30 protein-coding genes are annotated in these 24,387 nt (G+C 45.9%); 15 read left to right on the forward strand and 15 right to left on the reverse strand.

Going from position 1 to position 24,387, the window contains the following annotated elements:
• Window positions 1-677: 677 nt before the first annotated feature.
• From PluTT01m_RS19305 to sctW, 15 genes are all read right to left on the reverse strand, one after another.
• The gene (locus PluTT01m_RS19305; RefSeq protein ID WP_011147892.1) at window positions 678-1,064 is read right to left on the reverse strand and encodes a YscW family type III secretion system pilotin; all 387 of its coding nucleotides are present in this window, start codon (window positions 1,062-1,064) and stop codon (window positions 678-680) included.
• On the reverse strand, window positions 1,061-1,294 hold the full coding sequence (locus tag PluTT01m_RS19310) for a T3SS regulon translocated regulator ExsE family protein (protein ID WP_011147893.1): 234 nt from the start codon (window positions 1,292-1,294) through the stop codon (window positions 1,061-1,063). The genes PluTT01m_RS19305 and PluTT01m_RS19310 overlap by 4 nt, the downstream gene beginning before the upstream one ends.
• Window positions 1,291-1,734, reverse strand: coding sequence for a type III secretion system chaperone (locus PluTT01m_RS19315; protein WP_041380314.1), 444 nt, complete (start codon window positions 1,732-1,734; stop codon window positions 1,291-1,293). The genes PluTT01m_RS19310 and PluTT01m_RS19315 overlap by 4 nt, the downstream gene beginning before the upstream one ends.
• A 380-nt stretch (window positions 1,735-2,114) precedes the next feature.
• The gene (locus PluTT01m_RS19325; RefSeq protein WP_011147896.1) at window positions 2,115-2,999 is read right to left on the reverse strand and encodes a YopD family type III secretion system translocon subunit; all 885 of its coding nucleotides are present in this window, start codon (window positions 2,997-2,999) and stop codon (window positions 2,115-2,117) included.
• A gap of 11 nt (window positions 3,000-3,010) precedes the next feature.
• A complete protein-coding gene (sctE, locus tag PluTT01m_RS19330; protein ID WP_011147897.1) occupies window positions 3,011-4,189 on the reverse strand; it encodes a type III secretion system translocon subunit SseC family protein in 1,179 nt (392 codons plus the stop codon).
• Complete coding sequence (locus PluTT01m_RS19335; protein WP_011147898.1) at window positions 4,176-4,679, reverse strand: SycD/LcrH family type III secretion system chaperone; 504 nt, start codon at window positions 4,677-4,679, stop codon at window positions 4,176-4,178. Before PluTT01m_RS19335 ends, sctE begins: the two co-directional genes overlap by 14 nt.
• Before the next feature lie 9 nt (window positions 4,680-4,688).
• A complete protein-coding gene (locus tag PluTT01m_RS19340) occupies window positions 4,689-5,603 on the reverse strand; it encodes a virulence-associated V antigen (RefSeq protein WP_011147899.1) in 915 nt (304 codons plus the stop codon).
• 11 nt (window positions 5,604-5,614) lie between these two features.
• Window positions 5,615-5,893, reverse strand: coding sequence for an LcrG family type III secretion system chaperone (locus PluTT01m_RS19345; protein ID WP_011147900.1), 279 nt, complete (start codon window positions 5,891-5,893; stop codon window positions 5,615-5,617).
• Window positions 5,894-5,933: 40 nt separating this feature from the next.
• Window positions 5,934-6,368 (reverse strand): LcrR family type III secretion system chaperone, encoded by a 435-nt coding sequence (locus PluTT01m_RS19350; RefSeq protein ID WP_011147901.1) that lies wholly within the window; start codon window positions 6,366-6,368, stop codon window positions 5,934-5,936.
• On the reverse strand, window positions 6,365-8,482 hold the full coding sequence (sctV, locus tag PluTT01m_RS19355; RefSeq protein ID WP_011147902.1) for a type III secretion system export apparatus subunit SctV: 2,118 nt from the start codon (window positions 8,480-8,482) through the stop codon (window positions 6,365-6,367). The genes PluTT01m_RS19350 and sctV overlap by 4 nt, the downstream gene beginning before the upstream one ends.
• Complete coding sequence (gene sctY / locus PluTT01m_RS19360; protein ID WP_011147903.1) at window positions 8,479-8,808, reverse strand: type III secretion system chaperone SctY; 330 nt, start codon at window positions 8,806-8,808, stop codon at window positions 8,479-8,481. Before sctY ends, sctV begins: the two co-directional genes overlap by 4 nt.
• 2 nt (window positions 8,809-8,810) lie before the next feature.
• Window positions 8,811-9,176, reverse strand: coding sequence for a YscX family type III secretion system protein SctX (gene sctX, locus PluTT01m_RS19365; protein WP_011147904.1), 366 nt, complete (start codon window positions 9,174-9,176; stop codon window positions 8,811-8,813).
• Window positions 9,173-9,544 (reverse strand): type III secretion chaperone SycN, encoded by a 372-nt coding sequence (gene sycN, locus PluTT01m_RS19370; RefSeq protein WP_011147905.1) that lies wholly within the window; start codon window positions 9,542-9,544, stop codon window positions 9,173-9,175. Before sycN ends, sctX begins: the two co-directional genes overlap by 4 nt.
• Window positions 9,541-9,828 (reverse strand): TyeA family type III secretion system gatekeeper subunit, encoded by a 288-nt coding sequence (locus tag PluTT01m_RS19375; protein ID WP_011147906.1) that lies wholly within the window; start codon window positions 9,826-9,828, stop codon window positions 9,541-9,543. The genes sycN and PluTT01m_RS19375 overlap by 4 nt, the downstream gene beginning before the upstream one ends.
• Window positions 9,809-10,681: a type III secretion system gatekeeper subunit SctW gene (gene sctW / locus PluTT01m_RS19380; protein WP_011147907.1), complete on the reverse strand. Its 873-nt coding sequence runs from the start codon at window positions 10,679-10,681 to the stop codon at window positions 9,809-9,811. The genes PluTT01m_RS19375 and sctW overlap by 20 nt, the downstream gene beginning before the upstream one ends.
• A gap of 429 nt (window positions 10,682-11,110) precedes the next feature.
• On the opposite strand from sctW, the gene sctN reads away from it, so the two are divergent.
• The 15 genes from sctN (at window position 11,111) to sctF (ending at window position 24,386) form a co-directional block, all read left to right on the forward strand.
• The gene (gene sctN / locus PluTT01m_RS19390; RefSeq protein WP_011147908.1) at window positions 11,111-12,433 is read left to right on the forward strand and encodes a type III secretion system ATPase SctN; all 1,323 of its coding nucleotides are present in this window, start codon (window positions 11,111-11,113) and stop codon (window positions 12,431-12,433) included.
• Window positions 12,433-12,894, forward strand: a complete 462-nt coding sequence (locus PluTT01m_RS19395; protein ID WP_011147909.1) for a type III secretion protein — start codon at window positions 12,433-12,435, stop codon at window positions 12,892-12,894. The genes sctN and PluTT01m_RS19395 overlap by 1 nt, the downstream gene beginning before the upstream one ends.
• 11 nt (window positions 12,895-12,905) lie before the next feature.
• Window positions 12,906-14,036: a type III secretion system needle length determinant gene (locus PluTT01m_RS19400; protein ID WP_011147910.1), complete on the forward strand. Its 1,131-nt coding sequence runs from the start codon at window positions 12,906-12,908 to the stop codon at window positions 14,034-14,036.
• Complete coding sequence (gene sctQ / locus PluTT01m_RS19405; protein ID WP_011147911.1) at window positions 14,033-14,965, forward strand: type III secretion system cytoplasmic ring protein SctQ; 933 nt, start codon at window positions 14,033-14,035, stop codon at window positions 14,963-14,965. Before PluTT01m_RS19400 ends, sctQ begins: the two co-directional genes overlap by 4 nt.
• Entirely contained in the window at window positions 14,962-15,615 is a 654-nt protein-coding gene (gene sctR / locus PluTT01m_RS19410) for a type III secretion system export apparatus subunit SctR (protein WP_011147912.1), read from the forward strand. Before sctQ ends, sctR begins: the two co-directional genes overlap by 4 nt.
• Window positions 15,616-15,617: 2 nt before the next feature.
• Window positions 15,618-15,884, forward strand: a complete 267-nt coding sequence (gene sctS / locus PluTT01m_RS19415) for a type III secretion system export apparatus subunit SctS (protein WP_011147913.1) — start codon at window positions 15,618-15,620, stop codon at window positions 15,882-15,884.
• A complete protein-coding gene (gene sctT / locus PluTT01m_RS19420; protein WP_011147914.1) occupies window positions 15,881-16,669 on the forward strand; it encodes a type III secretion system export apparatus subunit SctT in 789 nt (262 codons plus the stop codon). Before sctS ends, sctT begins: the two co-directional genes overlap by 4 nt.
• The gene (gene sctU / locus PluTT01m_RS19425; protein WP_011147915.1) at window positions 16,666-17,721 is read left to right on the forward strand and encodes a type III secretion system export apparatus subunit SctU; all 1,056 of its coding nucleotides are present in this window, start codon (window positions 16,666-16,668) and stop codon (window positions 17,719-17,721) included. Before sctT ends, sctU begins: the two co-directional genes overlap by 4 nt.
• 899 nt (window positions 17,722-18,620) lie before the next feature.
• The gene (locus tag PluTT01m_RS19430) at window positions 18,621-19,439 is read left to right on the forward strand and encodes a helix-turn-helix transcriptional regulator (RefSeq protein WP_011147916.1); all 819 of its coding nucleotides are present in this window, start codon (window positions 18,621-18,623) and stop codon (window positions 19,437-19,439) included.
• 114 nt (window positions 19,440-19,553) lie between these two features.
• Window positions 19,554-20,387, forward strand: a complete 834-nt coding sequence (locus PluTT01m_RS19435; protein ID WP_011147917.1) for a T3SS regulon anti-activator ExsD domain-containing protein — start codon at window positions 19,554-19,556, stop codon at window positions 20,385-20,387.
• Window positions 20,388-20,401: 14 nt separating this feature from the next.
• Complete coding sequence (locus PluTT01m_RS19440) at window positions 20,402-20,824, forward strand: YscB family type III secretion system chaperone (protein WP_011147918.1); 423 nt, start codon at window positions 20,402-20,404, stop codon at window positions 20,822-20,824.
• Window positions 20,812-22,665, forward strand: coding sequence for a type III secretion system outer membrane ring subunit SctC (gene sctC / locus PluTT01m_RS19445; protein ID WP_269764134.1), 1,854 nt, complete (start codon window positions 20,812-20,814; stop codon window positions 22,663-22,665). The genes PluTT01m_RS19440 and sctC overlap by 13 nt, the downstream gene beginning before the upstream one ends.
• The gene (gene sctD, locus PluTT01m_RS19450) at window positions 22,662-23,930 is read left to right on the forward strand and encodes a type III secretion system inner membrane ring subunit SctD (RefSeq protein ID WP_011147920.1); all 1,269 of its coding nucleotides are present in this window, start codon (window positions 22,662-22,664) and stop codon (window positions 23,928-23,930) included. Before sctC ends, sctD begins: the two co-directional genes overlap by 4 nt.
• Window positions 23,927-24,148 (forward strand): EscE/YscE/SsaE family type III secretion system needle protein co-chaperone, encoded by a 222-nt coding sequence (locus tag PluTT01m_RS19455; protein ID WP_041380317.1) that lies wholly within the window; start codon window positions 23,927-23,929, stop codon window positions 24,146-24,148. The genes sctD and PluTT01m_RS19455 overlap by 4 nt, the downstream gene beginning before the upstream one ends.
• The gene (gene sctF / locus PluTT01m_RS19460) at window positions 24,132-24,386 is read left to right on the forward strand and encodes a type III secretion system needle filament subunit SctF (RefSeq protein ID WP_011147922.1); all 255 of its coding nucleotides are present in this window, start codon (window positions 24,132-24,134) and stop codon (window positions 24,384-24,386) included. The genes PluTT01m_RS19455 and sctF overlap by 17 nt, the downstream gene beginning before the upstream one ends.
• Window position 24,387: the final 1 nt, after the last annotated feature.

Below are 24,387 nucleotides of genomic sequence, written 5' to 3' on the forward strand. Positions count from 1 at the left end.
TATCTCCTGTAAAGATAGTAACAGTATCAAAAATCTATTGGAACAGTTTAAATAAATCGGTAAATGTAGCAGATAAAATTAAAAATGATATTAATTTAAAATGGCTTATGTAATCTATATTAAAAATACAATTAAATACTTTTAGGATGAAAAAGTAAAATATAATCAAGCATAAGAAATAGAAAGAAATAACAGAAGAGGAAGTGAAAAATATTAACTATCTTTACCAATCCCAATAATATGACAGACGTGAGGTTTATCATACCCTAATTGGCAAATAATATTATTATATACCCTATGGATTTCAAGATGCATCGCGACGGCAAGGGAGTTAATCCCCGGGAGCATAGGTAACTATGTGACCGGGGTGAGCGAGTGCAGCCAACAAAGAGGCAACTTGAAAGATGACGGGTATAAACACTATTGTGAATATTATCTCTATCTAATTTATAATTAAATTATTTAAGATAATATAAGAGGAACTATTCAACTAATTGTAAAATAAGCGATTAAAATATTAATGCATTATCCTATAGATATTTAACATTGAAAATATATTAAATTATACCGGAAAATAAAATATTACATGAAATTATTAGGTATAAAGCCATGTGATTTAAATAGCATTTAAAAATTTAAAAGACAATATTATCCCTTATTTATTAATGCGAAAATATTTAGCATTCTGGATAACATGGCAAGGGAGACAATTGCACTACAATTCTTTTTCCTGCAATGATGCGTTGTTGGCTTTTCGCCTGCACTGCCCGTTTCCCATCCCAACGTAGACGAGCTCTTAAAAATAACTCACCATGAGAAAACTGCGGATTCAACCGCATAGAAAAAGTGACGGGTAGCATATCCAAACGATAATGCATCTCACCTACTGTCAACACTTTTCCTTCAACCACCGTCAACAATGACACCTCAACGTTTGCCGTTCTGGGTAGAGAGGCCCGCATGGTCACATCCCCCTCAATCAGACGTGATGCTTCATGCTCAATAGCCTCACTAACACAACCAGTCATCAGCAAACACAACAAGACCAACCCTATTTTGGTCATGTTAGGCTGATCCTACGTTGTGACAACGGAGTATGCTGCCCATCCAACAAGCGCTGTAGTGTTGTCTCATGTTCAAGCCCCATGGCAAGACCTCTACTCAGCATCGTAGAAAGCGGCTCATGAACGTTTTGTGGTATATACCCTGACGTAACCCGACGACCACAACAAAGGCTACCATTTTCATGGGGAACATTTGTTAAATGAATGGGTAACGAATTCTCAATTTTCATACTCGCATTCCCAAAGATTCGTTCTGTTGAGAGCCAATCGGAAGTTGAGCTTGCAATAATTCCTGCCAAAACTCAGCATGATCCAACATACTTGAAAGACTCTCTTCAAAAACAGCCTGATTCAGCCGACTTGCTGACATTTGCCGATAAAGCTGCACCATCAGCGTTGACTCATCAAAACCAAAGTGAAGATCAAACTGATACCAATGACGATTAAAGCTGGCTAATTGACGGAAAATCCCCTCTCCGACCGCAGTGATATCAGCGACATCTATCTGTAAAACGAGCTGGTCACGTTCAGGAATTAAGATCAAAGAGAGGTGAAGGTGCTCATCAAAACAGAGAGCAGCCACACCTTCATGATTTAAAGCTAAGTGCGGCAAGCCGAATTTAGCAGCAAATTCAGCCAAAACTTGATTGACGATGGCTATCACATCCATGGGTTACTCCTACTAGAGAGGGCAATCAGACCAACTTGAATTACCAAGTAGTCAAACAAACGGGTTACCCCCGCAGAAAAGGGACTCAGTTTACTACCATCGCCTTTTACGCCTCTGTCACTCAAGGGCAATTCTTTTAATAAAAAGGTCACCCCAGTGATTATCAAAAACCAAACACCGGAATATAGGAAAATGCTTTTTTTCCTTAACACATTCTGCCTGTTAAGGACTGAAATCTTAATTTGATATTTTCGTTTTTCTATACCTTTGGTGGTGTTAGTGGATTTTAAAAACGAGATCAAATAACGGTATCCATTGATAAGAGCGCACCTCTCGGTACGCCCAAGCTTATTATATAACACTGATCTATTTTACCAGCATTACACCACGCCAGTCGCCGCGCGCAATGCCTGAACATGATTCTGATAGAGTTGTTGCAATAATTGCAAAACATCTTTCATGAAATTATTATTCAATGAGATTTGGTCTTCACTCTTCTGTTTTTCATGTTGGGCAATAGATGAACCCACTTCATGTTCCTTGGCTTTAGCCTGAGAAAGTCCCTGTTCTACCTGCACAGAATTATTGGACATACCCTCTAAAGATTTCATCACTGAGGTTAATAACTGCTGATTGCTGTTACGACTTTCAAAAACCAAGGTAAGAGATTTCAAAGTGCTCTTGTCAGCATCTTGTGCTACATTCCATACTTTACCAATTGCTGCCCGATCCGCATCGCTACTCTTGCCCAACTGTTGCAACTTAGACTCGATTAATTTGTTACGACCAGCAATATTGCTTTCCAACGTCTTCTGCTGCTTAACCGCCTGACTGTTTTTAACGGAAGAAAAACTACCTATCAGCCCTGAACCAAGCGTCATTAAGCCTGAAACCACTGCCATGGCAATCATCAATTTGGCACCATGTCGCATCTCATCCACTTGTGATTTTTGAGCATCAATGGACGCTTTATTCTCAGTGTCACGCTGCAAAATACCCAGTTCACGCATCCTCTTTGCAATCTCAAAAAGTAGCGACATCATATCCAGCGTGTTATTTAATTCTTGTCCGACATTTCCTAAACGACTGGGATCGAGGCCCTGTTTCGGTACAATCAATTCAACCTTATCCGTGAGCCTCGTTTTTTCCGGCTGTTGAATAGCAGCTTCATGTGCTGTCGGTGTCGACACAAAGTTGTCAGTTCCAACTTCAACACCATTACTGGAAGTAACCCCTTGACTACTGGCGTTATCATTAATTTTCATCTTTTTATTCCCTAAATTTCCTGTGGTCGGCTGGCAAGGTTATTTATCATGTCTCCCCGGGCATTAAGCATCTGGAAAATCATTTCCATCACATTTTGGAAAGACTCTACCAGGTGGGACAACTCCTCTTTGAGCCTGTCCATAACAGCTTGGAATGCGGTCAATTCGCTACGTGAAAGTTGCACGTCAGCTTGTCGGTTAGCCGCTTTACTCTGGAAGGCCGCATTGGTAGTTTGAGCAGCGCCATTAGTAACATCAACTCCCGAATCGCCCACCTGCATAGCCACTCTCAAGCCCCGAGACGTGGTATTTGCTGCTGTACCCGCGGCTTTTGCAGAAAATTCCGCTGCCTTTACTGCCATCTTAGCCGTCATCTCAGCCACTTTACTGCCCATTTTAGCGCCCATTTTCGCAATCAAACCGGCAGCAGAACCACCGAAACTGACTGCCGCCGCCGCCACCGCCATCGTAATCTCAATCGCTGTTATGACTGGCCCTAGCCATTTCATGGTTTCCTTGCTGATTAAACCATCTTGAGCTGCTTGTTGTAGTCCCTGAGAGACTACCCCCATCACTCCTCCGACAATCAGCAAAGCACCGGCTACCGCACCAACACCGGTAGCAACCATAATCGCGCCGATCACAATTGAAGTAATTGCACTAATCCAGCCAAAGATCTTAGAAAACAATCCAGATTTCTGCGCCTCTTTGGCAGAATTTTCAGCTTCTTTAATCTTCTGCTGGTTCTCTTCCATTTTCTGCAAGCTTTGCTGACGTGCTCGCTGGATATCCTGGATTTTGAGACTCGTCTGAATACGATCAAGCTTGCTGGTCAGCTCGCCCAGATTAATCTCTATTTCCTCAAGTGAGTGCAACACCAGAGAGGTCAACCACGAAGTTGCTGTCAGCTTTGCTGTCAGTTCCTTTATCAGACCTGTTGCCTGCTTAGCCTCTTGCATAACCGATTTAAGCCTGGCCATTTGTTCTTGATCAGGGTGAGTATTCACCACCGTCAATGGCGCTGGCAATGATACCCCTCGTGACTTAGCGGCATCAGAAGACAACGAGCTACCCGCCTGGCTGGGCGTAACGTGCTCCGCGCTTTTCGAAGGTGTAGTTGCGAGGATTTCACCAACCGGAGAACTATTGACCACCGGTTGAGGAATTTTAGATTCACTAACTTGAACCATTTTCCTGAGTCCTTTTTATTGTAATAGCTTCTAACATTGCACTGGAACTGGCAGCCAGAGCGGCCTGTTCCGGCGAAGCTGCCGCAAGTTGTTGAGCCGAGTAGAAGCCACTCTCAGCCCCATCAAGTTCTCCTAATTGCAGGAGACATTCGGCAGCATGAAATGGAAAACGGGGCTCATTAATATCAAGCATCGCTCCGTAGCTATAGCTTTGAACTGCCTGCTCCAGTTGCCCCATTGCCTGACGGCATGCCCCCAATCCAAGGAAGAATCGGGAATCATAGTGATCCAACATACACAAAGCCTGGAATATCTTATGTGCATCCTGCCATTTGCCTGACTGATACTGGTTAAACGCTAATGAGTAAAGTTGCTCCAACGTATCACTAGAAATATCCTTCAACATGGCAAGAGTGCCACCATCATGAAGAAAAGATTCCAGCTCTTGTGCATATTGGTCAGAAGTGGTTGATGTTTCTTGATGCTCCATAATCATTCCTTAAATTGCGCCGAGAATATTACGTATAATGCTGTCATATTTTTGAATAAAACGGTTTAACGCCTCAATAGCCGCGTTATAACGGGAACTAGCCTCATTTAAACGTGTTGTTTTTTCCTGGACAGTATTGTTTAGTGGACTTACACGATCGTTAACTGAAGTCGAAAAGTTGGCTAGGCGATTATTTTCCTTATCATATTCGTAAGAATTCTCCAGACCTGCCATAGCTCCACTCTGTTTATTAGAACTTTCCAAAAATGTCTTAATGGAGATTTCAGAACCAGAAGATATCTTCCTTAGCAGCTTATATTCAGCACTTTTCTCAAAAGTGGGCTGATCGCTAAAACCATACTTCTTATGGTCCAGCAAATTGAAAGAGTTATCATCAATCTTAAGCTCCCCATTAGCCGCTAATTTCGCATTAATCTCCGATTGAATAACACTGTAAATTTTTAACTCTGCGGTCAATGTCGCCAGTTCATCACGCAACTCAAGTCGTTTTTTATCATGACCTGACATAACCGAAACAAAAATATCGATTACATCATCATCAAGACGATCCGGTGTTAAATTAAAATGAACCGCAGCCAAAAAATCTTTTAATGTCCACGTTTTTAATGTTGAGCTATTCAAGAAAGATTCAAGATTATTAATTCCATTTTTTATTTGGCTATCTAAGTGACCACCCTCGACAACCGCGTCGGCTGGCAGGAAATAGGCAATCAGTTTTTTCAAGAGCTCCTTATTTTCAGTAACAACACTAGAATCAGATGTAATCTTGATCCCCTTATCAAAAATAAGATTAACCAATCTATCAAGCTCCGAAGATCCAGAACCTTGTAGTTGAGCTAGCGAAACCTTTTCTAGATCTGCCAAGAAAAGCTGTGGGTCATTTTGATATGGCCTAATTTCCACCTTCAAACTCCTTATACAATAATGCCACGCATACGAGGTGGGCGACGAAGACGCTTTCCCTCTTCCAGAGAGGGAGGTTGGTTGCTTCGTAAGCGATTAACTTCTGTCAGCAACTCTTGCTCAGCATTCTGAACCAGAGTAACGTCAGTATGACCAAACAGTTCTGTACCCACATTGGGGTTGATGCCAAGAGACTGCCACATCTCCTGCAATAGTTGCAGTCTGTGATCACTGTCTTTGATGGCTGCTTCAGCAGCTTGCAGTACTTTGGCGTTAGGTTCCTCTTGCATCCATGACTCCTATAATAAAGAGAGATATTGATTCTTCCTGTCAACGTTGGACTTTTTTTTGTTGTTTTCTCATTTGATGTAGCGATATAACGCAACTGGCTTCTAACTCGAACCAGCCAGGCACCACCTCATTTGCGCCTGTCCAGCGATGGTAAAAGCGGGCCAAACGTTCATCATTAAGGGGAGAGTCAACCAAAGTATTAACTTGACCATAAAGCCGGCTACCCGGCCCAAGCATGGCCATCGTTGCTGTTGCCAACAGATAAAGAGGCGCAAATGGATTCGCAAGCCCTCGACGCTGCCGGGTACGGCGTAACATCACGATCCAAACTCGCGGCGCATCATAACGCCAGGCAATTTCACAGCCTTCATACCACACACGCCAGCCAAGAGGGATTGGGCTATTCCCCATACAGTGAGGCTGTACTGAATAACCTTGCTCCTCAAACCAAGGGGTGAGCGGATCACGGTTCATAGACACACTCTACCAAGCGGTTGGATGTTGATCTGTTGGGTCAACTCTTGATACGAAAGCACTGGCAAGCCGTGGTGATCACCTTCAATTAACTTACGAACATAACGGCGAATATCCATTGATACGATCAACACCGGTTTATTCTGCATCTGTGTTAAATCACCCACGGTTTTCTTCATCTGTTCAAGGAAACTTTGCGTCACCGCTGGGTCCAGCGCCAAGTAGCTACCCGCGCTCGTTTGGCGAATACCTCCCCGGATCTGCTCCTCTACCTGTTGATCCAACAGATAAGCAGGCAAGATATTGTTGCCATTAGCATACTTGTAACAGATGTAACGCTTGAGACTACTGCGAATATATTCCGTTAATTGCACCACATCTTTTTCCTTCTGCCCCCACACCACCATAGCTTCGAGAATCGTACGTGTATTACGAATAGAGATGTCCTCGCCGACCAACCGCTGCAATATCTCAGTCATCCGCTGCAATGGAATTATACGCATAGCCTCCTTGACCAATTCCCCATAACTCCCTTCCATCTGCTCCAGAAGATAACGGGTTTCCTGCACGCCAATAAAATCTTCGGCATACTCCCGCAACACATGTGACAAATGCCAGGTGATCACCTGAGACATGGATAAAGCCGCCAGCCCGGATTTCACCAAACGTTCCTGATGTGCTTCCGCTACCCACAAGGTAGGCTGGTTAGGTAATAGAGGTTCCCCTTCTTCATAAGGGATAGCCAGTAATTCCAACTGACTGACTGGTTCCTGCACCAGTAAATGCGCTGAGCGCAGCCGACCACGGGCAACGGGCACCTCTTGTAGCTGGATCAGGTATTCTCCTTCCTTCATCCCTTCATTAAAGCGCAAATGGATACCCGGAAATGGTACGCCCAGATCCAAATAGAGGGCGCGTCGTACCCGTATTAATTCATCATTCAGTGAAATAGCTTCCAGCTCAGCCTGTAATCCCGCATCCACATCAATAAGTAAAGGAACCGTCATAGCAAATTCCTCTTTCTCACTCAGTTTTCCAGCTTTGGCCTTACTGCCGCTCTTGGCTTTAGATTTGGCCGCCGGTGCGCCTGCTCCTTGGGCTAACAGGCTAGGAAGATCCGCTTGTTGGCTGGCGTTAGCTTGGCGCTGACGCTGGAACAGCAAATAGCCACCACCCGCCACCACCAGTGCAAGTATTAAGAAAGTTAATGTAGGGAATCCAGGAATAAGGCCAAATACCACCAATAAAACACCGCCAATTAATAGTGCCTTTGGTTGAGCAACGACCTGATCACCAATCTCACTACCTAGATCAGAGGCGTCTTCCGACGAAACTCGGGTAACAATGATGCCTGCCGTAATCGCAATCAATAGGGCAGGAACCTGAGAGACCATACCATCACCAACAGTCAAAATGGCATAGAGCTGCAATGCATCGGACGCTGACATTCCTTTTTGGGTGACGCCTATGGTTATCCCGCCCAAAATGTTGACAAAGATGATGAGAAGACTCGCAATCGCATCACCCTTAACAAATTTCATCGCACCATCCATTGAACCAAACATCTGGCTCTCTTTTTCGATAATGCTACGCCTCTCCCTCGCTTCATTGACGTCAATAACACCAGCACGCATATCTCCGTCGATACTCATCTGCTTACCCGGCATGGCATCAAGGGAAAAACGAGCACTAACCTCAGCTACGCGCTCCGAACCTTTGGTTATGACGATAAATTGTACAATAGTGATGATCAGAAAGATCACTATCCCGACTATCAGGTTGCCACCGACAACGAAATTACCAAAGGTGTAGACTATTTTACCGGCATCTGCTTGCAGTAGGATCATCCGGGTGGTACTAACGGAAAGCGCCAAACGAAATAGCGTGGTCACCAGCAAGACCGCAGGAAACGCGGAAAACTGTAAAGGGGAATTGATATAGACCGCCATCATCATGAGCACAACAGAGATGGTCATATTAATGGCGATCAAAATGTCCAGCAGGATAGGCGGAAGCGGCAAAACCATCATGAAGACCACGGCTAGCAACAATATTGCCAACATGATGTCTTTACGTTCACCAATCAGCCGCAATAACTCAAACCCACGGTTCATAATAGAGCCCCTTGAGCGAGATAACGCTGATAAGCACTGCGTGCTTCTTCCAGATTCCCTTCCTGTTGACAAGCACGGCTAACACAGAGCCAGAGGGCGGCGCTTTGTTCACCCTGTTCTTGTAAGAGAGTGCAATGTTCTTTTGCCATGCTCCCCTTTTGCAGTTTAAGTAATGAAACTACCAAGGCACGACGCCCTTCTTTATGTTCAGGATGCAAAGCCAGTAATGCATCTAATAAAATACGCGCTCGGTCAGGATGACCGTATTGAAGTTGAAGCCAGCCGAGCAGCAACAGAGCGCTCTGCTGTTTAGCACTGAGAGTCATGGTCATACCTTGTGCAACAGGTGCAGAGCCATCTGCAACAACTGTTCATCTTGATTCATGTTTTCCAACAGGGAGACAGCATGCTGTACCCTGATGTCATTACCTTGTTGCAAAATTGTACGCAGACCACTAACCGCCTGACGAAAATCATGTGGACGCAACAGAGCGTGAAACCCATCTTGCGGGCAGGCAAAAGCCAACAAAGCCTGATCAGCTTTGTTGGCCGGATAAAGACGTGCGGCGTGAGTCTCAACGGATTGACCATCGGGCAATAACGCGTAGCGATCGGGTAAACTAACCTCTATCTCTTCCCGACTGATCGCCGTTAGTTGCTCAATTCCTATATGGGCGGCAGCGATTTTGCTCACGAAGCGAGCACCTCACGCTGTACTCTTAGCAAAGAACGAAATGCCTGATGCAGCAAGGGCAAGGTTATATGTCGTTCATCTAGTGTCACAAACAATAACAGACGATCTTCTCCCAGCCAGCCACAACGCAAGGGCAGTTCGGGTCCCTGACCACTGAAAGTGAGTAGCATCGCTTTCACCATTGCCTCTTTTCCCTGATGCCAGGGAATTTCACGACCCAGCCAAAGTGTTAATGCGCCACCATAGCGCTCAATTTGCAACGTACCAGAATACTCAAAATCAATTTGGATCAAGGGGCTAGAAGCATCAGACATCTCCATACCCAAATCCTGACAAAACTGGAGTAACTGCGGCTCTATCCAGTTCATGATGCTCCCTCTCCCGACCACAATTCGTCTTCTTCTCTCTCAATTGCTGCATCCAGCGCCAGTTGACACGCATTCAGCAGGTTTTGGCGCTGCTCTTCATCACTGAACACTTCCACCGGAATCAAGCGAATTAATCGCTTCAACTCCCGGTAGAAATGAATTTGAGTTTGGCTATCCTGCAATCCCAAAGCATGACCGAGTATTTCAACATCTCGCACATTGGCCCAACGTTTCTCAACCAGAGAAACGACATCCCCCATAAGGTCAGAAGGCCCGTATGCCATGATTTTCCCCCTCTACCACGCTTTTCCATAACTGTTCAACTTGAACCGATAAACTGTTAAGCAAACGGAGTTTATGCATGTCACTCATCACACGTTCCAACTTAATAGGATCAAGTTGCCGCTGTTGGCTGTCCAGATCAGCACTCAACGCTTTCATGATGAATCCTGTTACTTCCATCAGGGAACTACTCTTGAAATTGGATTGAATATCCCGCCAGGCAGCCGACAACCCTTGATAATCCATCACGGCATCACGATAGATATTGCGTAATGCTTGCAAGTTGCCAACCCCATTTCTAGCTGCTGCCGTGGCATCAGGCGTAATGCGGGCTCCCAACTCGATAGCAATTCCCTGCTCTTGCGCTAAACGTGATAATTCTTGTTCAACCAATGTCAATATGGCATGTGCCTCTGGCCTGCCTGCCAGCGCATCACGGGCCTGACTTAGCGCATAAAATTGCTCACTCACCTCTCCAGAGAAACTTTCCAGATAAGCCTGTAGTTGAGCAATATTAGTCAACTGAGCACTATTTAAGTGAGAGATCAATGCCTTGACTTTTTGTTGGCGCTCTAAATCTGGCACCTTCTGCAAATATTCACCCACCAGTGCCTCAATTTCTCGCACCCTGGCATGTCCATCGCTAACTTTACGTTTGGAAAGTGGCATATCCTTGCGTTCCGAAAATGCAAAAGTCATCTCTTCGGCCGCATCAGCAAAAGACTGGGATGCTGATACCAGCACGACTTTCTCTCCCTGAAACTGACCTACCTTAGCCTGTTCCTGTTGTGCGGTAACCCCGGCACCCAGTTCTGATAAAGTTATCGAATGAAGATGATTCTGGATAATATCCATAGTCTACCCTGTCATATCAGAGTTAATAATGAACAAATTATAAAGGTACCGTCCCAGTGCCTATGCCAAAATCAGTCGTGAATTTTTAGCAAAAACCGCCGTAACTCAAGGAAGAGCCGATTGCTCTGATATAAAACGTATATACCCTATGGATTTCAAGATGGATCGCGGCGGCAAGGGAGCGAATCCCCGGGAGCATAGATAACTATGTGACCGGGGTGAGTGAGTGCAGCCAACAAAGAGGCAACTTGAAAGATAACGGGTATAAAACATGAGCAACACACTGTGAATAAAATAGGAAATCTCACCGATAAAGCAGAGAACAGCCAGGTAAACTCCAACCATTTTCTAAAAACTCCCGACTCAGGTTGCAATCCCTTCCTCCTCCCCTTCTTTATAGTATTCGTAGCAGAGGTTATATAAACGATCATGAAGCTTTCCCTTGACCATATTCCCGGCAAAATGCGCCACGCCATTAATGAATGCCGGCTAATTCAGATTCGTGGCCGGGTTACTCAGGTCACGGGTACACTCCTTAAAGCCGTTATTCCTGGTGTGCGGATAGGCGAACTTTGTCACTTACGCAATCCTGACAACACACTGTCGCTTTTGGCGGAGGTGATTGGATTCCAACAACATCAAGCCTTGTTGACTCCACTTGGTGAAATGTTTGGTATCTCTTCAAATACTGAAGTAAGCCCAACCGGAGCCATGCACCAAGTTGGCGTGGGTGATTATCTGTTAGGGCAAGTCCTTGATGGGCTAGGTAATCCATTTTCCGGCGGCCAATTGCCGGAACCACAAGCTTGGTATCCCGTTTATCGGGATGCGCCGGCTCCGATGAGTCGTAAACGGATTGAACACCCGCTTTCACTCGGTGTACGCGCTATTGATGGCTTACTCACTTGTGGCGAAGGTCAACGTATGGGGATTTTTGCCGCAGCGGGTGGCGGAAAAAGTACCCTGCTATCTACGCTGATTCGTAGCGCCGAAGTTGATGTTACCGTGCTGGCGCTCATCGGTGAACGTGGCCGTGAAGTACGGGAATTTATCGAATCAGATCTCGGTGAAGAGGGACTAAAACGTTCCGTGCTGGTGGTAGCGACCTCAGATCGCCCGGCAATGGAGCGAGCTAAAGCAGGGTTTGTCGCCACATCAATCGCTGAATATTTTCGTGATCAAGGCAAACGTGTACTCCTACTGATGGATTCAGTGACCCGTTTTGCCCGAGCGCAACGAGAAATAGGTTTAGCTGCCGGCGAGCCGCCAACCCGACGAGGTTATCCCCCATCAGTGTTTGCCGCTTTGCCACGGCTAATGGAACGTGCTGGTCAATCCGACAAAGGTTCGATTACCGCCCTCTATACCGTCTTGGTGGAAGGCGATGACATGACAGAGCCTGTGGCAGACGAGACTCGTTCTATCCTTGATGGTCACATTATTTTGTCACGCAAACTGGCGGCGGCTAACCACTATCCAGCTATCGATGTGTTACGTTCCGCCAGCAGGGTGATGAATCAAATTATCACTCCTGAGCATCAGGCTCAGGCCGGCCTGTTGCGCAAATGGCTAGCTAAATATGAAGAAGTTGAGCTTTTGTTGCAGATTGGAGAGTACCAAAAAGGGCAAGATCCCGTTGCTGACAATGCCATTGCACACATTGAAGCAATACGTAACTGGTTACGCCAAGGCACCCATGAGCCAAGTGATCTACCGCAAACCTTAGCTCAATTACAGCAGATAACAAAATAATGATTAGCCGTTTACAACGCATAAAAGCCTTGCGAGTCGAACGCGCTGAAAAACATTTTTCCTTGCAACAAATGAAGCTGCAAACGGCCCGTCAACACCATCAGCAGGCTTTGCAAACCTTGCAAGATTACTGTCAATGGCGAATAGAAGAAGAACAACGGCTTTTTGCATTGTGTCAGGGCCAACCTATTGACCGCAAAGGTCTTGAACGCTGGCAACAACAAGTTGCCCTGTTACGCGAAAATGAAGCGCAATTGGAAAAGCAAGTGGCTGAAATGACTGAAAAAGTGGAGCTGGAACTCCGCCAATTAAAAGAGTGTCAACGTGTTCTGCACCACACACGCCAGCAGCAAGAAAAATTTAATGAATTGGGTCGTCAGCAACAAGAGGCGATCCGGGCCCAAGGTGAATACCAGGAAGAGCTGGAACAAGAAGAGTTCCATCGCCAGGAAAGAGTGTAAAACAGAAGAGTATGAACCCACTGACAGCTATCGGCAGAAAAGATGTCTCCTCCCTCCCAACGTCGTCACCCGCAGAGGCAGACGCAGATTTGCAACGCCGTTTCGAGCAAGCTATCACCTCTCATGCCGCCAACACGCGCCAGTCAACCACACGGCAGACGGAACAACCGTTAACCAATACAACGGCAAACCATGAACCAGCGGATCAACATGCCACACATGACTCAGATGAGGAGCTTCCACTATTCGACTCTCCCCAACCGGCAATTGATGATCTGCGCAAGCAAGCCTTACCATTGACAGGCCATGACATGCCTGCACCACATCAAAATCAGAAAAAAAACTTATCGGCCCCCGCTCACCGCCTTAATGAGATCGCTAACGAGATAAAGGAATCGCTGTCAGCACCCGGAGTCCCAACACGTCAGTCAAACCTGAATGCCTTGTCTGATTCTGACCTAAAGCCGGTTGATATCACGGTAACTTCTAATCCTGACACAGCAATGATGCAGACAACACCTGGCCGATCCCCATCTCAGCCAGACACACAACACAGCGCCATTCCTCACCAACAGACAGACCCGACGTTACCTATACCTGCCCGCAATGCCAACGAAATCAACCCTGCGGAAGGAAAAACACGAGATGAAATCGAAACATCCCATTTGTTGGTATTAAAACCAAAAGAGTCCGACTCTCAATCCTCTGACTCTGGTGGATCAGACGGAAAAACACCTTTCTTCCCACAAACCCAATTCCTGCCGGGGGAGCGCATCCTCGCCACGATGCAAGCAACTTCAACCATATCTCCCCTTTTGGAAGTGTTGATCGACAAACTGAGTGTGGAGATCAGTATCGAACTAACCCAACAGCCGCGTCCGGCGACATTACATCTGACACTTCCTAACTTGGGAGCACTTGAGATCCAACTCACCAGCGAGCATGGCAAACTTCAAATAGAAATTTTAGCGAATCCCGCCGCTCAACAACTCCTGAAACAAGCACGTTTTGAACTGATTGAACGTTTACAGCTTCTTTACCCAACACAAACTGTCGAACTCTCCCTTCCGCCCCAAACGGATAGTGAACATGGATCACGTCAACGTCGCAGCGTATATGAAGAATGGAAAAAAGATGCATGAATAGCCTGACCTTATCCAAAGTTTCATTGGAAGAATTAACGCTGCATCAGGCCCTGAGTCGCCATCAGCAACAATTTAGTTGGGATAATAGCCATCTCACCCTAGATGTGATCTCTCCTCCCCAAACGTTAGACAAGGTACTGATCGCCCATTGGCAGGGACAAACTTTTTCCTTTTACTGCCATGCAGCCGAGCTAGCGCTGTGGCTCGCACCTGATCTACAACAAGCGGACCTCACATCACTCCCTCAAGATCTGCTGTTAGCACTACTGGAATATCAGAGCAAAATGCTACCCACTCTGTCATGGTCAGCACTGAGTACCACGTCAGAACGCCGCCCTTTGTCAGCTTGCTTACGACTCCGCCTTGAACGGCCAGGGGCCACATTGCCGCTCTGGTTACCAGAACCATCCCCCTTAATTGCCATATTGCCAGAACGTCAACCTAGAGAATGCCTGCCTATTCCATTACGACTTTCTCTGCAATGGGGAGCAATAATCCTGACTTTAGATGTGTTTCGTACTCTGGAATCAGGGGATGTGCTGCTACTGCCCCCACAGCAACAACCAGATGACCCTTTATTAGCGTATCTGGAAGGACGCCCTTGGGCCTACTTTAAATCCCATGACCATAAATTGGAGTTAATCACTATGCACACACTCTCTCCTGACAGTTCTGACAACACTCTGCCAGTAACAGATCTAAACGATCTGGAGGTTCATGTCAGTTTCGAAGTGGGCCGTCAGACCTTGGACCTACAGACACTCACCAGCCTGCAACCCGGCTCATTACTCGATCTTGGTGTTCCTTCAGACGGTGCAGTTCGTATTCTTGTCAATCAAAAATGCCTGGGTTCAGGGCGGTTGGTGGATATTGAGGGACGTCTGGGAGTAAGAGTCGAACATCTCTCCGTGGAGAAACAATCATGATCCAACTACCGGACGAATTAGATCTTATCATCGGTCTGGCTTTGCTGGCTCTGCTGCCCTTTATTGCCGTGATGGCAACCTCTTTTCTCAAACTGGCGGTGGTATTTTCCTTACTACGTAACGCGTTGGGCGTACAGCAGATCCCACCCAACATGGCTATGTACGGTTTGGCAATTATCCTCACTATCTATGTGATGGCTCCGGTGGGTTTCGCCACTCAAGATTACCTGCGTCAAAATGAAGTTTCATTCAGCAATGCGCAGTCAGTAGATAAATTTGTGGAAGAGGGCCTGACACCTTACCGAAATTTTCTCAAACAACATATTAAACCCAGTGAACGCACTTTCTTTATCGATAGTACCCGACAAATTTGGCCAAGCCAGTATGCCGATCGGCTAGAACCAGACAGCCTATTGATACTGTTACCTGCCTTTACCGTCAGTGAATTAACCCGGGCTTTTGAAATTGGGTTTCTTCTTTATCTACCATTTATTGCAATCGATCTCATTATTTCCAACATTCTGCTGGCAATGGGGATGATGATGGTTTCTCCAATGACTATCTCACTTCCTTTCAAATTACTGTTATTTGTCCTGCTTGATGGCTGGACACGCCTGACACATGGCCTTGTTATCAGTTATGGAGATTGAATATGAGTAATGCTGATATTTTACATTTCACTAGCCAATCTCTCTGGTTAGTGTTAATCCTTTCCCTGCCACCGGTACTCATGGCTGCGGCAGTGGGAACATTGGTCTCGTTGATCCAAGCACTCACCCAAATACAAGAACAAACATTGGGTTTTGTTATCAAATTAATTGCAGTCATTATCACCCTGTTCGCTACCGCTACCTGGCTTGGCAACGAACTCTACAGCTTCGCCAATATGACCTTTCTTAAGGTGCCACAGATCAAATGACCCTACCTGAGCTCCAGCAGCAAATACTTGCTTATACCCTGTTGTTACCACGCATCATGAGTTGCTTTGTGATATTTCCTGTGCTCAGCAAACAGATGCTAGGTGGTGGGTTAATCCGCAACGGCGTGGCCTGCTCGCTGGCCCTTTATGCTTATCCAACAGTAGCAGGCAGCCAGTTGCCCACATTAAGTAGCTTGGAATTGACGCTGTTGCTCGGTAAAGAAGTCCTGCTTGGTTTGCTCATTGGCTTTATCGCTTCTATCCCATTTTGGGCGATGGAAGCCACCGGTTTTATTATAGATAACCAACGGGGAGCAACAATGGCTTCAGTGCTCAACCCTGCCCTGGGAAGCCAGACCTCCCCAACAGGTCTGTTATTGACTCAAACGCTGATCACACTCTTTTTTTCCGGCGGCGCTTTTCTTAGCCTGCTCGGAGCCCTATTTCAGAGTTATAACAGTTGGCCGGTAACACAGTTTTTCCCCAAAATTACCAACCAGTGGCTCCACTTTTTCTATGGTCAGTTTAGCTATCTACTACAGCTCTGCGCTTTAATGGCAGCCCCTTTGCTAATCGCCATGTTTCTGGCAGAGTTCGGGCTGGCACTGATTAGCCGTTTCGCTCCTTCTCTCAACGTTTTCGTATTGGCAATGCCGATCAAAAGCGCAATTGCCAGCCTGTTACTGGTTATCTATATCCAGTTATTGATGCATCATGCCTATGATAAGGTGCTGTTAATGCTCTCCCCAGTACGCATGTTAATCCCTATTCTGGAGGCACCATGAGCGGAGAAAAGACTGAAAAACCTACTCCCAAGAAACTTAGAGACGCCCGGAAGAAAGGCCAAGTAACCAAAAGTAACGAAGTTGTCTCCACCTCGTTAATCTTGGGGCTAATCGGCATGATAATGGTCATGTCTGAATACTATTTGGAGCATCTGAGTAAACTGATGCTGATCCCGGCTAATCTGCTAGAGAAACCCTTTCCCCAAGCCTTCAACCATGTGGTTGAAAACTTGATGCAAGAGCTGGTCTACCTCTGCCTGCCAATTCTAAGCGTTTCCGCTTTGCTATCGCTGGTATCACACTTTGCTCAATATGGTTTTCTACTTAGTGGACACTCCATCAAACCTGATATTAAAAAGATCAACCCTGTTGAAGGTGCTAAGAGAATCTTCTCTATCAAGAGTCTGGTGGAATTCATCAAATCGATACTTAAAGTAGGACTGCTCTGCACCTTGGTTTGGATTACTCTGGCAGGCAATCTACAAGCACTACTGCGGCTGCCGGAGTGTGGAACAAGATGTATTGTTCCTGTACTCGGCATAATGTTAACCCAGCTCATGACCGTATGCGGCATCGGGCTTATCGTGATTTCTATTGCCGATTATGCTTTTGAACACTACCAACATATTAAACAGCTTAGAATGAGTAAAGACGAGATCAAACGGGAGTATAAAGAGAGTGAAGGCAGCCCAGAGATCAAAAGCAAACGACGCCAATTTCACCAAGAATTACAATCAAGCAATATGCGCGCTAGCGTCAAGAATTCATCAGTTATCGTCGCCAACCCAACTCACATTGCGGTAGGTATCCGTTATAAGAAAGGAGAGACACCGTTACCCCTTATTACACTCAAGTTCACCAATGCGCAGGCCCTACAAGTTCGGCGTATTGCCGAAGAGGAAGGTATTCCGGTGTTACAACGCATTCCGCTGGCCCGAGCACTTTATCAAGATGGCCTGATAGACCAATATATTCCTGCTGATCTCATCCAAGCTACCGCAGAAGTTTTGCGCTGGTTAGAACAGTGGCAAGATCGCCCGCCGGAGCCGTAATCTGTCCTCAAACAGCACTTTTTGACAGTCAAACTGCATATATGAACTGAGTATTGGCATTTAACATACCTTGCCAATGCTCAATTGCAACAAACGAAATACAATTTATATTTGTCTCTTAAGCGTTACGATTTAATTACATAATAACAACAAATTTAATATAAATTAAAATTACTGCTAATAACCTAACATTGCTTAAACAATATTATAATAAACAATCCAATTAGGTTAGGTGAGTTTTCTGTTTTTATCGATTGATCAAATAGCTGAAACCAGATTGAATTTATTATTAAGTGATTTATATTACACGTAGCTATTTGGATTTCACTTTGCGCTGACTTCTACACCTGTTAATTCGTTAATATTACTCTAGCTATCATTCATTACAATTACTAACGTATTATGAATCAATAATAGATTGCCTGAATAAAAGGAGATAACTATCAATATCAGTCAAGACAAAAGACTCGGTTTATATACCCGTTATCTTTCAAGTTGCCTCTTTGTTGGCTGCACTCACTCACCCCGGTCACATCGTTCTCTATGCTCCCGGGGATTCGCTCCCTTGCCGCCGCGATACATCTTGAAATCCATAGGGTATAACTAAGGGTGAAAAATTTACAGGCAATCGTTATCGTGCAAAAAACTGATCGCTTTTCACTCTTCGTTTATAAAGCGTTTATAAAACGTGAGAATAATACAGTATTCGGCCCAAAGAACATTATAGGCCCACTAGCAAAAATCATTTTAATTAAAAGATGCTATAGTTAATCATCAGGTTAAATACGTAAAATTATTCTTCACTGTCTATTCCAGGCAGCGAAACCAAAAAAATATCTATTAATAATAATCTGATTTGTATTTTTAAGACATAACACCAACAGATCCAGGACAATAGAATGAACGGCATCACAACATCAGGGAAGGGAATGGATATCTCACGACTCCAACGTAGCATGCCTGCCTTTAACGTTATAGAGCACCCCCAAGAAGGGATATATATCCTGCTCGAAGGTGAAATGACATGGCAGGACAGTACCAATACCTACGATATCTCCCACAACGAGCTGCTTTTTGTTCGTCGTGGCAGTTATGCAGCAAAAACGCGTAGCGATACTTGCAAACTACTCTGGTTGCCTCTGAGTACGACTTTCCTCCACGGGTTTCTGCAACGCTTTGGTACTCTGCTCAGTGAAGTCGAGCGACACAACATGTCAACACCCGAATTAATTGCATTTACCTCATCCCCTCTGTTATCTCAAAGTATAAATGGGCTGGTCGATCTATTGGCTCATGATTACCCCACAGCGTTGGGTCAACTCAGAACAGAAGAGTTGTTATTGTTATTAGCATTTGGAGAACAAGGTACTTTGCTCATGTCAGTATTACGACAATTGAGCAATCGCCAAGTGGAACGTTTACAGAGTTTTATGGAGAATCACTACCTTAAGGAGTGGAAACTCAGTGAATTCGCTAAAGAATTTGGTATGGGATTAACCACCTTCAAGGAGCTGTTCCGTTCGGTATACGGAATATCCCCACGCGCTTGGATCAGTGAACGCCGCATTCTTTATGCACATCAGCTACTACTCAATAGCGAGATGAGTATTGTTGATATCTCGATGGAAGCAGGATTTTCCAGCCAATCCTACTTTACTCAAAGCTATCGGAGACGCTTTAATTGCACGCCCAGTCGAGCCAGATATGGCAAAGAGTAACGATTGGCTAAAATAATCTGACGTTTTTTACAAGTTAACCGTTGGCCTGACAGATAAAATAAGGCCATCCCCAATTTAATCGACAAGAGTGACTAGCAGCAAGATGAGCATAGCATGAGCCAGCAAGACCATAATCAGACTCGAACCAGCATGTTTCTTGGCCGCAAGATCTCTGTCACGCAGTCGGGAATTCCACGCCGGGATCAATTACTCGGAAAATCATCGGCTATTCAGTATCAGAATAGAGACATTATTAATAGCCAACAGTTTATTTTATTACAGCGTTTGCTACCCAGACATCTGCTGGAAAGCTTGATGAAGTCCGTCTGGTTTCGTAGACGGTTAAATTGCGGGCAAGCTTTGCGGCGTGATGACTTACAACAACTCATCAGAGCGGCGGCAGAACTGGAATGTGACTGGAATAAGGTACTGGGTGACCGCATAAACCTAGCTGACAGACATCTTTTACAGCACTGGGTATTACAGCCGCTATTTGACTGGTGGCTCCGTTTGTTGGAGCCAGAGATAGACTTCTGGTTCACTGAATTTGATCAGCTACAAATCCAAGAACGGCAACTGCATGCTAAAGCGCATTTTTGGCAGCAAGCCGAAAGCGTCTCGTCTCAATGCCGGGAACAACAACATAAAGAGGTTACATCTTTGCAAACAGCGCTTAATCAACGCAAGCAACTATTAGAAAAACGGCTGTTGACAACGGAAACTCAGGCGCGCGAAGCATGGCCCAACTGGTTTACTGGGCTAGATGCCCTCCAAACTGGCGGCGACCTAACCGCTTTTATGCCGGTTCCCGAAGCACTGTCATCCTGTTGGGCGTGGTTGACTACTTTAGAGCATGACACCGAGGCGGCTACTCACTTGCAAAAATGGCTCTGTGCCCGTTTCCTGTGCCTGCCACAGGACAATTTTCACTGGCAATCGACGACCTAATTATTAGAGGAAACATGCAAACTCTACTCAATCATTTGGCCAGTCGTTTAGGCCAGAAGCCTTTTGTTTCCGATAGACAAGGGCATTACCATTTGCACATTGATAACTACAACCTGTTTTTTCGCCAACAGGGAACTGAACTTGTGTTATCCAGCCCGCTAAGCTGGCGCCATAACCCAAAAGATCCGTCAGGCGCTGAATTATTGAAAACACTATTGCAACAAGTTACGCGCTGGGGACGCCATGCTCCCCATGCATTGACCTTAGATGAATCAGAGAATCTTATTTTGGAAGCACGCCTTAACCTTGATAGTTTGGATGTTCAAATACTGGAACAGATGCTAACTCTGCACGTCGATCTACTGGAACAAGTCATGGCTTTATTGTCGGAAACCCAATCTGCCCCTCAATGGAAACAGGCAATATGGCAACCATGAAACCATTTCAAAAGCTATGCCGTTCGCTACTGTTGTCGTTGAGTATCAGCGGTGTGATGCTCCCCTCTGCTTATAGCCAAGATCTGGATTGGTTTCCTGCGCCTTATAGCTATCTGGCAAAAGGAGAAAGCTTGCGGGATGTACTGGTTAATTTCGGTGCCAACTATGAAGCATCAGTGGTTGTCAGCGACAAGGTGACCGATCAAGTTAACGGCCATTTTGAGCAGGACACTCCTCAGGAATTCCTGCAACATTTATCCTCTCTCTATAATCTGGTCTGGTACTACGACGGGAGCGTGCTTTATGTATTCAAAAACAGTGAAATACAATCGCGCCTGCTTAAACTTGAACGAACCAACGCAACGGAGTTACAGCAAGCCCTAAAACGTTCCGGTATTTGGGAGCCACGCTTTGGTTGGCGTCCTGATCCAAGCAACCAACTGGTTTACGTATCAGGCCCTCCTCGTTATCTTGAACTGGTTGATCAGACTACATCCGCACTGGAACAGCAGTCATTGCTGCGTAGCGAAAAAACGGGTGCCTTGACAGTGGAAATTTTCCCGCTCAAATACGCCTCAGTGGTCGATCGCAAGATCCAGTATCGTGATACCAGTATTGAGGCACCGGGCATAGCCACCATTCTCTCCCGCCTGCTCAGTGATACCAATGTAACTGCTGTTACTGGTGAAGCATCATCTCCTTCTATGGGAGAAAGCTACTCAAGCCGTGCAGTCGTACAAGCAGAACCCTCCCTAAATGCCATCATTGTACGGGATAACCCGGAAAGGATGTCCATGTACGCCCATTTAATCAACGCACTGGATAAACCCTCCGCCCGGATTGAAGTTGCCCTTTCCATCGTCGACATCGACGCAAACAACCTTTCAGAACTGGGAGTTGACTGGCAAGTCGGCATCAACACCGGGCCTCGCCATATCATTGATATCACAACGTCTGCCAGGGAAAAAACAGAGATCAAAGAAAAAGGTGAAAGCATCGGTTCAGCCGCATTAGGTAGCCTGGTTGATCGCCGTGGTCTGGATTACCTGCTCGCCAAAATCACCTTACTAGAGAGTAAAGGAAGCGCTCAGGTGATTTCCCGCCCAACGCTTTTAACGCAGGAGAATACGCAAGCCGTCATTGACAACAATGAAACCTACTACGTGAAAGTTAATGGCGAACGGGTTGCCGAGCTTAAAAGCCTTACCTATGGCACTATGCTACGCATGATCCCCAGAGTCATCCAAGTAGGCGATTCTTCTGAAATCAGTTTAGACCTGCATATTGAGGATGGTAACCAGAAACCTAATAGCTCAGGACAGGATGGCATCCCGACCATCAGCCGAACCGTCGTCGATACCGTTGCCAGAGTTGGACATGGGCAAAGTCTGCTGATTGGTGGCATCTACCGCGACGAAATGAGTCAAATAACACGCAAGGTGCCATTTTTAGGCGATATCCCCTATCTGGGTGTCTTGTTTCGCAATACCAGTGAGCAAGTTCGGCGATCAGTACGGTTATTCATTATTGAGCCACGTCTGATTGATAGTGGGATAGCCCATTATCTGGCTCTTGGTAACGGACAAGATCTACGCCCTGGATTACTGGCAACACAGGATATCTCTAATCAGAGCTTATCGTTGGGCAAAGTTCTAGGGAGTGCACAATGCCAACCATTATCCTCAGCTCGTCAAATACAAGAAACACTACGACAAGCAGGTAAAAGCTCATTTTTAGACTCATGCCGAATGGGTAACACTTACGGATGGCGAGTCATTGAACAGCAATGTTCACTGAAAGAAACCTGGTGTGTTCGTGTACAAAATAAGGCGAATAGATGAGTTGGAAAATTCGCTTTTACCGCGGACTGAATAAAAGTATTGAGGTCAATTTAGCTGAGGGGCGTTTAGCCATCGGCTCAGACCCCCTACAGGCAGATATCGTTCTGGTGGATGAAGATGTTGCTCCTGTGCACCTGATCTTAGAAGTCGAACCAGACTCAATTCGCCTGTTGGAATGGGCCGGGGAAGCTGCACCAAGCCAGAATGGCGAACCGCTGTCACCGGGTGCGACATTGCAAGCGCTGGCCCGTCAGGAAGTTGGCCCGTTATTGTGGGCTTTTTGTGACCAGCAACATACATTCCCAAGCCAACTAGCTGAACCCGTGGTCACACCACAGCGCCCTGCCCGGCAAAATCGCAGCCGGGTAGCAGGCGGAATGTTAATACTTTGTCTGGTACTGGCACTCGGTCTTCTGGCGCTACTTGGACATGAAGGGTGGCAAAGAAACCACATGTCCAATGGCATAGCCGAGCAAGAACTACGCCGTTTTCTCAGTAGTGATTCAGCCTATCGCCAAGTGAGCGTACAAATGATGCCCAATCACGGGCCGCCGTTGCTCAAAGGTTATGTGGCTCTCAACCACCAACGGCTGGCCCTGCAACAGTATCTCGATACCCACTCTCTCAGTTATCGGCTGGAGCTACGTACTATGGAAGAGTTACGTCAGGGGGTAGATTTCATTTTACAAAAATTAGGCTATGCCCAGATCCAAAGTAGCGATGGTAAACAACCCGGTTGGATCCGCCTTATAGGCGAAGTCACTGATACCAGCCAGCAATGGAACAATATCGAGTCACTACTCAAACGTGATGTTCCTGGTTTGCTTGGCATAGAAAACCAGACGCGGTTCACCGGTAACCACCTCAAGCGACTGGATATGTTATTGGCTAAACATGATTTACCTGACACGCTGACCTACAAGGATAAAAATGATCGTATCGAGTTCATAGGTCAACTGGATGAACACCAAACGCATAACTTCTACCGCTTACAGCAGGTATTTAAGCAAGAATTCGGCAACCAGCCGGCACTGGTATTACTGAATAATAAGCAGCTCACCCGCAATGATGAGCTCAATTTCGACGTCCGGGCCGTTTCTCTCGGGCGTGTGCCCTATGTGGTACTCAAAAACAACTTGCGTTACCCGGTTGGAGCAACCACAGAAAACGGTTTAATAATCGAGGCCATCCGTCAAGATGCGATTGTTATTACCAAGGGTAAGCAACAATTTATCGTCAAACTTAACAGGAGCCCAGCTTCATGATGACATCCCTGGAAGCACGACTGTTTGGTGCTGATCCCTCTTATGTCAACGAAATACAACATCGCCTTTCTCAGGCGCTGAACGATATCAAACAACGCCTGAGATGTGGCGGTTCGGTACAAGAATACCAACAATGGCAACTGGAGGCTGATGCTATCCAAGCTGCAATCACAATACTTAACACAACAGAAGGAGACCATCATGGCCCAAATTTTTAGTTCCGCAACAACAGTGAATACATTCGATAAGGTTGCTGACCAGTTGAAAGAGCCAGCTAACGCAGCCAACAAAGATGTTGATGAGGCAATCACGGCCCTCAAAGGCGGGCCTGATAACCCAGCTTTGCTAGCTGATTTACAACACAAGATTAACAAATGGTCGGTCATCTACAACATCAACTCTACCATCATCCGGGCCATGAAAGACCTGATGCAGGGTATATTACAGAAGATCTAAT

Origin of the sequence: Photorhabdus laumondii subsp. laumondii (assembly GCF_003343245.1) — a bacterium.
GTDB lineage: Bacteria > Pseudomonadota > Gammaproteobacteria > Enterobacterales > Enterobacteriaceae > Photorhabdus > Photorhabdus laumondii.

Coding starts and splice junctions, on each gene's coding strand:
- PluTT01m_RS19305 (WP_011147892.1), bottom strand. CDS start 1,064: ATGACCAAAATAGGGTTGGTCTTGTTGTGTTTGCTGATGACTGGTTGT.
- PluTT01m_RS19310 (WP_011147893.1), bottom strand. CDS start 1,294: ATGAAAATTGAGAATTCGTTACCCATTCATTTAACAAATGTTCCCCAT.
- PluTT01m_RS19315 (WP_041380314.1), bottom strand. CDS start 1,734: ATGGATGTGATAGCCATCGTCAATCAAGTTTTGGCTGAATTTGCTGCT.
- PluTT01m_RS19325 (WP_011147896.1), bottom strand. CDS start 2,999: ATGAAAATTAATGATAACGCCAGTAGTCAAGGGGTTACTTCCAGTAAT.
- sctE (WP_011147897.1), bottom strand. CDS start 4,189: ATGGTTCAAGTTAGTGAATCTAAAATTCCTCAACCGGTGGTCAATAGT.
- PluTT01m_RS19335 (WP_011147898.1), bottom strand. CDS start 4,679: ATGGAGCATCAAGAAACATCAACCACTTCTGACCAATATGCACAAGAG.
- PluTT01m_RS19345 (WP_011147900.1), bottom strand. CDS start 5,893: ATGCAAGAGGAACCTAACGCCAAAGTACTGCAAGCTGCTGAAGCAGCC.
- PluTT01m_RS19350 (WP_011147901.1), bottom strand. CDS start 6,368: ATGAACCGTGATCCGCTCACCCCTTGGTTTGAGGAGCAAGGTTATTCA.
- sctV (WP_011147902.1), bottom strand. CDS start 8,482: ATGAACCGTGGGTTTGAGTTATTGCGGCTGATTGGTGAACGTAAAGAC.
- sctY (WP_011147903.1), bottom strand. CDS start 8,808: ATGACTCTCAGTGCTAAACAGCAGAGCGCTCTGTTGCTGCTCGGCTGG.
- sycN (WP_011147905.1), bottom strand. CDS start 9,544: ATGAACTGGATAGAGCCGCAGTTACTCCAGTTTTGTCAGGATTTGGGT.
- PluTT01m_RS19375 (WP_011147906.1), bottom strand. CDS start 9,828: ATGGCATACGGGCCTTCTGACCTTATGGGGGATGTCGTTTCTCTGGTT.
- sctW (WP_011147907.1), bottom strand. CDS start 10,681: ATGGATATTATCCAGAATCATCTTCATTCGATAACTTTATCAGAACTG.
- sctN (WP_011147908.1), top strand. CDS start 11,111: ATGAAGCTTTCCCTTGACCATATTCCCGGCAAAATGCGCCACGCCATT.
- PluTT01m_RS19395 (WP_011147909.1), top strand. CDS start 12,433: ATGATTAGCCGTTTACAACGCATAAAAGCCTTGCGAGTCGAACGCGCT.
- PluTT01m_RS19400 (WP_011147910.1), top strand. CDS start 12,906: ATGAACCCACTGACAGCTATCGGCAGAAAAGATGTCTCCTCCCTCCCA.
- sctQ (WP_011147911.1), top strand. CDS start 14,033: ATGAATAGCCTGACCTTATCCAAAGTTTCATTGGAAGAATTAACGCTG.
- sctR (WP_011147912.1), top strand. CDS start 14,962: ATGATCCAACTACCGGACGAATTAGATCTTATCATCGGTCTGGCTTTG.
- sctS (WP_011147913.1), top strand. CDS start 15,618: ATGAGTAATGCTGATATTTTACATTTCACTAGCCAATCTCTCTGGTTA.
- sctT (WP_011147914.1), top strand. CDS start 15,881: ATGACCCTACCTGAGCTCCAGCAGCAAATACTTGCTTATACCCTGTTG.
- sctU (WP_011147915.1), top strand. CDS start 16,666: ATGAGCGGAGAAAAGACTGAAAAACCTACTCCCAAGAAACTTAGAGAC.
- PluTT01m_RS19430 (WP_011147916.1), top strand. CDS start 18,621: ATGAACGGCATCACAACATCAGGGAAGGGAATGGATATCTCACGACTC.
- PluTT01m_RS19435 (WP_011147917.1), top strand. CDS start 19,554: ATGAGCCAGCAAGACCATAATCAGACTCGAACCAGCATGTTTCTTGGC.
- PluTT01m_RS19440 (WP_011147918.1), top strand. CDS start 20,402: ATGCAAACTCTACTCAATCATTTGGCCAGTCGTTTAGGCCAGAAGCCT.
- sctC (WP_269764134.1), top strand. CDS start 20,812: ATGGCAACCATGAAACCATTTCAAAAGCTATGCCGTTCGCTACTGTTG.
- sctD (WP_011147920.1), top strand. CDS start 22,662: ATGAGTTGGAAAATTCGCTTTTACCGCGGACTGAATAAAAGTATTGAG.
- PluTT01m_RS19455 (WP_041380317.1), top strand. CDS start 23,927: ATGATGACATCCCTGGAAGCACGACTGTTTGGTGCTGATCCCTCTTAT.
- sctF (WP_011147922.1), top strand. CDS start 24,132: ATGGCCCAAATTTTTAGTTCCGCAACAACAGTGAATACATTCGATAAG.